Source organism: Leisingera sp. F5 (genome assembly GCF_001593695.1).
This window is the reverse complement of the sequence record NZ_LUKH01000107.1, coordinates 1-6204: the sequence shown is the minus strand read 5'-3', so window position 1 is coordinate 6204 and position 6204 is coordinate 1. Positions and strand designations below refer to the sequence as shown.

The 6204-nt window shown below is 63.4% G+C and carries 5 protein-coding genes; 2 read left to right on the top strand and 3 right to left on the bottom strand.

Features of this window, described 5'->3' with window-relative positions; all coding sequences use genetic code 11:
• Positions 1–1041: aminotransferase class III-fold pyridoxal phosphate-dependent enzyme (locus tag A2I95_RS24890; RefSeq protein ID WP_291734220.1), on the top strand; the 1041-nt coding region annotated here is incomplete at its 5' end.
• 225 nt (positions 1042–1266) lie between these two features.
• Here A2I95_RS24890 and A2I95_RS24885 read toward each other — a convergent pair.
• On the bottom strand, positions 1267–3306 hold the full coding sequence (locus A2I95_RS24885) for an NAD(P)-binding protein (protein ID WP_291734219.1): 2040 nt from the start codon (positions 3304–3306) through the stop codon (positions 1267–1269).
• Between the two features lie 166 nt (positions 3307–3472).
• On the opposite strand from A2I95_RS24885, the gene A2I95_RS24880 reads away from it, so the two are divergent.
• Positions 3473–4534 carry an extracellular solute-binding protein gene (locus tag A2I95_RS24880; RefSeq protein WP_291734217.1) on the top strand — a complete coding sequence of 354 codons (1062 nt, stop codon included), beginning with the start codon at positions 3473–3475 and terminating at the stop codon, positions 4532–4534.
• A gap of 99 nt (positions 4535–4633) precedes the next feature.
• On the opposite strand, the gene A2I95_RS24875 is transcribed toward A2I95_RS24880, so the two are convergent.
• Entirely contained in the window at positions 4634–5737 is a 1104-nt protein-coding gene (locus A2I95_RS24875; protein ID WP_291734215.1) for an ABC transporter ATP-binding protein, read from the bottom strand.
• Position 5738: 1 nt separating this feature from the next.
• A partial coding sequence (locus A2I95_RS24870) for an ABC transporter permease (RefSeq protein ID WP_291734212.1) occupies positions 5739–6204 on the bottom strand: 466 nt, incomplete at its 5' end.

Genomic DNA, 6204 nt, shown 5'->3' with positions numbered 1-6204 from the left:
GCCCCAGGGGATCTCAACAACGTCTTCTTCACCACTGGCGGCTCCACTGCTGTGGATACCGCACTGCGCACCATGCAGTACATGAACAACCGCCGCGGCCAGCCGCAGAAGAAAAAGATCATCGCCCGCGAGAAGGGGTATCACGGCTCCACCTATCTGGCCCATTCGGTGACCGGCAAGGAGCGCGACCAGAGCCAATTCGACTTCGAGACCCGGCTGGTGCATTTCTTGCCCGACGTGAACCCCTACCGCCGCCCCGAAGGCATGAGCGTCTCGGACTTGTGCGACGCCAAGGTCGCGGATCTGGAACACGCAATTGCAGAGATCGGCGCGGACAAGATCGGCGCCTTCATCGCCGAACCGATCCTGTCCTCCGGCGGCGTCATCGTGCCCGCGCCCGGCTACCACAAGCGGACTTGGGAGCTGTGCCGCGAGCATGACATCCTCTACATCTCCGACGAGGTGGTGACCGGCTTCGGCCGCCTCGGCCACTGGTTCGCGTCCGAGGAGGTTTTTGGCATCCAGCCCGACATGATCACCTGCGCCAAGGGGCTGACCTCCGGCTATCTGCCGCTGGGCGCCTGCATCATCTCCGACCGGGTGATGCAGCAGATGAGCCATCTGGGGACGCCCTCCTCCTACACCAACGGTTACACCTATTCGGGCCATCCGGTGTCCTGCGTCGCGGCGTTGAAGAACATCGAGATCATCGAGCGCGAGGGTATTCTGGAGCACGTCCGCGCCGTCACCCCGCATTTCCAGGCCCGCCTGCGCGACCTGATGAAATTTGATATCGTCGGCGACGCCCGCGGCGAGGGGCTGCTGGGCTGCATCGAATGCCAGGCAGAGGATCTGGAGGCCGAGCGCAGGATCGGTTCGATGATTGATGATGCCTGCGAGGAGATGGGCCTGATCGTGCGCCCGCTGATCAACATGGCTGTGTTCTCGCCGCCGCTGATCATCACCCTGGACCAGATCGACGAGATGTTCGACATCCTGGAGCGTGCCATCCAGCAGGTCGAGGCGCAGCTGGCAGCGTGAGGCTGGAGGAGGTGGCACAGGCTCCCGTCACCCTTCCCGAACTGGCGCGCGCCAAGGGTTTCCGGTGCCCGCCCTTTTTGCTCCTGCACTATCATGCCGCCGGGCATGCGGCCGCCATGCACACCACTGAACAAGCGGTGCGCCGATCCTCTCACAGTCAGTTTTGGAGAACGTGCGGTGCCGCGGACACTGCCGCGAAACCGGTATTTTTAGAGGGCTTCCCCCTTACACGGTATGCTCGCGCCGCCCGTATTTCTCGGCAATATCAATATTCTGGCCTAGGTCCATCGCCGCGCGGTAGCCGCTTTGCACGGCGGCGGCGATGAGATGCGGAGCTTCGGCATCGCCGATCCGGGCCACCGATTTGATGCCGGCCTCCTGCAGCCCGTCTCCCATCGCCTTCAGCCCTTCGTATAGCCTCAGAACCGGCAGGCGGCGAGTGAGGGGGATGATGGCGTCGCAGACAAAGATGCTGCGGGCGCCCGAGAATATGCAGGAAAGTACTGCTTCCCCCTTCTGTGCGGCCACCAGCATCCGATTGGGCACCACCGCGACGCCTGACTCGATCAAGGCGGCGTTCGACTGGTAGACCTCCGTGGTCCACTGTCCCCAATCGCAGGGGCGGCCTGCGGGTGTCACCAGGGTGACCCGGTGCCCCTCCTTGCGCAATTGCAGCGCCAGCACCGAGCCGAGGTAGTAGTGGTCGTCATCATAGATCACCACGTGATCCGCGTTAAGCGCTGCGCCGTTCAGCACGGTTTCTGCCGAAACGATCATGCCGGGCACTTCCTCCTCCAGCCCGGTGTCGGAATGTCGTCCGACGGTGTCTGTTGCCCAGACCGCCCCGGTGGCTGCAATCACATGGGAGACGTCCAAGTCCAGCACATCAGACGCCTCCAGCGGGCTTTCCGGATAGACCTCCACATTGGGCAGCTTTTCGATCTGCCCGACGCGCCAGTCGCGCACGCGGGCCCATTCGCTCATCCCCGGCAGGCGGGATTCGCGGGTGACACGCCCGCCCAGGGTCCGGCTGGCTTCTGCCAGCATCACCGAATGGCCGCGCTCGCCCAGCACCCGGGCCGCTTCCAGCCCGGCGGGGCCGGCGCCTACCACCAGCACCTTCTCAGGGGCTGTGCTGCGGCCAGTTTTCTCCGGATGCCAGCCCTGGCGCCATTCCTCGCCCATGGTCGGGTTCTGGGTGCAGCGCAGTGGCACCCCCAGAGAGTCGTGGGCGTAACAGATGTTGCAGCCGATGCATTCGCGGATGTCCTCGCTGCGCCCCTCTTCGATCTTCTTGGGCAGAAACGGATCGGCAATAGACGGCCGCGCCGCGCCGATAAGGTCCTGCCCGCCCTGGCGGATCACCTGCGCCATTGTGTCGGGCGAGGTGTAGCGGCCCACTGCCACCACCGGTTTCGAGGTCAGCGATTTCGCCTGCGCAATGCTGTCGGTGAATGAAGCTTCTTTCACAAACCGGCTCGCTCCCATCTCGACGCCGTAGTCGGGCACCACCAGATCCCAAAGGTCCGGCAGATCCGCCAGCATCGCAAAGGCGTCATAGCTTTCCGCATCCCCCAGTCCGACGCTGAAGCGGGTGGCGACGGCGCATTTGTGGCCGACCGCCTCTTTGGTTTCCTTGATCAGCTCGCGCACCAGCCGCACCCGGTTCTCCAAGGAGCCGCCGTATTCATCGCTGCGGGTGTTGTTTACCGGGTCAAGGAATTCCGACAGCAGGTAGCCGTGGGTGGCGTAGACGTAAACAACGTCGAACCCGGCCTCGACAGCCCGCAGCGCCGCATCGCGGTGCCATTTGCGGATGTTGCGGATGTCCTCGCGGTCGATCTTTCGCGCTTGGCCAGGATGCAGCACGGTGGCATCCGTCTGCGGCCGGTTGCGCAGGCCCAAGGGCGCCAGCCGGGTGCCGAAATTGGTCACCATGCCGCCGCCGATCCACAGCTCCACACCGGCCAGCGCGCCATGCTCATGCACGGCGTCCGTCATCAGCCGGTTGGCGCGGATGTCATCCTGATCCCACAGCGCGGCATAGGGGTAATAGTCGTTGTCCGAGGTCGGGTGGATTGAGCAGAACTCGGTGTTCACAACACCCCAGCCGCCTTCTGCCTTCATCCCGCGCATCGCCGCCACGGTCCGCGGCCGCCGCCAACCCATGCCCGCGCAGTGCGGCACCTGGTAGAACCGGTTTTTTGTCTCCACCGGGCCGATTTTCAGCTGCTGGCACAGGATGTCATGACGGGGATCGCGCATCGGCAAGGACCTTTCAGGAGGCGGGTTTCATCTCTAATTTATTTGAGCGCTCAAATAATTCTTGTGTCAAGCCGATTTCCCTCCTAACCTTTTCCTATCACGGCCGGACCTGTGCCTGAGAGGGTAAAGCGCGGGGGAATAGGGCCGCGGCAACAGGGAGACTTTCATGAAAATTTTGAAAACAGCCACGGCGCTTGGCATGGTCCTGTCCCTTCAGGCAGGCGCGATCCTGGCCGCCGATGCGGACCTGACCGTATTCGACTGGGCCGGCTATGAGGATCCTGAGTTCTTCTCTGCCTATATCGCAGAGCACGGGGACGGTCCGACCTTTGCCTTTTTCGGGGATGAGGAAGAAGCCTTCCAGAAACTGCGTTCGGGGTTCCGCGCGGATGTTGTGCACCCCTGCTCGCAATCGATCCCGAAATGGATCGAGGCAGGGCTGCTGGCACCGCTCAACACCGCCCGGATCGAGCGTTGGGATGAGCTGGAGCCGAGTTTCCGCGACATCGAGGCCTACACCAAGGATGGTAAGAGCTACTTCATCCCGGCCGACTGGGGCAACACCGCGGTCACCTATCACACGGAACACCTGAGCGAAGCGGATGTGGCCAGCCTGCAGGCGTTTGCGGATCCCAAGCACCAGGGACGGATATCCATCGGCGACAATGTGGATGACGCTTACGCCCTGGGGTTCCTGGCAACTGGTGTCACAGACTGGACCAACGCAACGGACGCGCAATTCCAGGCGGCCTCCGGCTTCCTGCGCAAGGTGCATCAGAATGTGCGCACCTACTGGTCCGACGGCGCCTCGCTGGCGCAGTTGATGCAAAGCGGCGAAGTTTATATGGCCTGGGCCTGGAACGAGACCTACTCAACGATGAGCTACGAAGGCCACCCGATCGCAATCAGGCGCGACACCGAAGAGGGCGCATCCAGCTGGGTTTGCGGCTATGCGAAACTCGCCAATGCGCCCGGCTCCGAAGACAAGTTCTATGACTTCATCAACGCCTGGCTGGAACCGAAAACCGCCAATTATCTCGTCAGCAGCTGGGGCTATGGCCACGGCAATGCCAAGGCGATGGCGAACATGAACGCCGGGGACTTGGCGGCAATGGGGCTTGAAAGCAGCGAAAGCCTGCGCGCCAAGACCCTGTGGCAGGCACCCGTTCCTTCGGCGTTGCGCGAGAAGATGATCGCTGAGTTTGAACTGATCAAGGCCGGATTCTGACACAAGCCCAGAACCACCGATAATGAAACGCCCCGCCGGTTTGGCGGGGCGTTTTCTTGTTTGCCGAAGTGCTTTACGAGGGGTGTCGTCCGGCCCTCTCTATTGGAACAGCACGATGGAGTCCGCGCCCCACCCCACCGGCACCTCGCTGCCGGGCGGCACGATGGACCGGCCTGCGGTGTAGCGCATCGAGATGGTCACATCCTCGGCGTGGCCCGGCAGGCGCACGCTGTAATAGGTCATGTCGCCATAGTAGGCGGTGCCCGTTACCTCGCCCCTGGCAACGTGTTCGGTCTGCTCGCTGCCTTCGAACAGGATGGTCAGCATCTCCGGGCGGATGCCGATGGTCTCCAGGTTCCGCAAGTCCAGCCCTTCGGGGACCTGCGCCGACGGCAGCTCGATGCTGCCAAGCGCCGGAATGTCGAGCGCCAGATGGCCGTTCATCCGGCCGGTGGCGCGGGCGTCGAGGAAGTTCATCACCCCGATGAAGGACGCCACTCGCCGGTCTACAGGACGCCGGTACAGCTCCTCCGGCGAGGCCAGCTGGGCGATGCGGCCGTCGAACATCACCGCGATGCGGTCCGACATGGTCAGCGCCTCCTCCTGGTCGTGGGTCACCAGGATGAAGGTGATGCCGAGCCGCTGCTGCAGCTGGCGCAGCTCCACCTGCATCTGGTCGCGCAGCTTCTTGTCGAGCGCCGACAGCGGCTCATCCAGCAGCACCACCTTGGGCTTCATCACCAGCGCCCGCGCCAGCGCCACCCGCTGGCGCTGACCGCCCGACAGCTCATGCGCAGCACGGGACCCCAGCCCGCCTAGATCCACCATCTGCAGCGCCTGTTCCACTTCGCGGGCGATCTCGGCCTTGGGCGTTTTGCGGGTCTTCAGGCCGTAGCCCACGTTCTCGGCCACGCAGAGGTGCGGGAAGATCGCATAGGACTGAAACACCATATTGGTGGGGCGCCGGTTGGCGGGGACGCCTGCCATGTCCTCACCCGCGATCACGATGGTGCCGTCCGTCGGCGTCTCGAACCCGGCGATCATCCGCAGCAGGGTTGTCTTGCCGCAGCCCGAAGGCCCCAGCAGCGAGAAGAACTCGCTCTCGTGGATGGTTGCATTGATGCCTTTCAAAGCCTGGAAGCTTCCGAAGGTCTTGGTGACGCCCGCAAGGTCAATGATGGGCTTGGTAGATAGGCTGGCCATGTCAGGCAAATCCTCCGGTGGCTGAAGCTTCGATACCCTGTTTCCGCGCGGCGCGGCGGCGGAACCACTCGGCCAGGATCAAGAGCAGGACGGACAGGGCCAGCAGGATGGTCCCCAGCGCCATCACCGACGGCAGCTTTCCGGGGAAGCGCAGCTGGCTCCAGATGTAGACCGGCAGGGTGACCTCCGTGCCGGTCAGGAAGAAGGCGATGATGAACTCATCCAGCGAGATGGTGAAGGTGATCAGCAGGCTGGACACCACGCCCGGCATGACCAGGGGCAGAACCACGCGGCGGAAGGTGCCCCAGCGGCTTTCGCCCAGGTCATAGGAGGCCTCCTCCAGGCTTTGATCCAGCCCCTGAAAGGCGGAGTTCAGGATGACGATGGAGAACGGCGTGCAGATCAACACGTGGCCCAGAACCACGGTCGCCAGCGACAGCGGCATACCCAGCTGCATCAGCAGCACC

Excerpts from the sequence above, each read along its gene's own strand:
- A2I95_RS24885 (WP_291734219.1), bottom strand. The coding sequence starts at position 3,306 with ATGCGCGATCCCCGTCATGACATCCTGTGCCAGCAGCTGAAAATCGGC.
- A2I95_RS24880 (WP_291734217.1), top strand. The coding sequence starts at position 3,473 with ATGAAAATTTTGAAAACAGCCACGGCGCTTGGCATGGTCCTGTCCCTT.
- A2I95_RS24875 (WP_291734215.1), bottom strand. The coding sequence starts at position 5,737 with ATGGCCAGCCTATCTACCAAGCCCATCATTGACCTTGCGGGCGTCACC.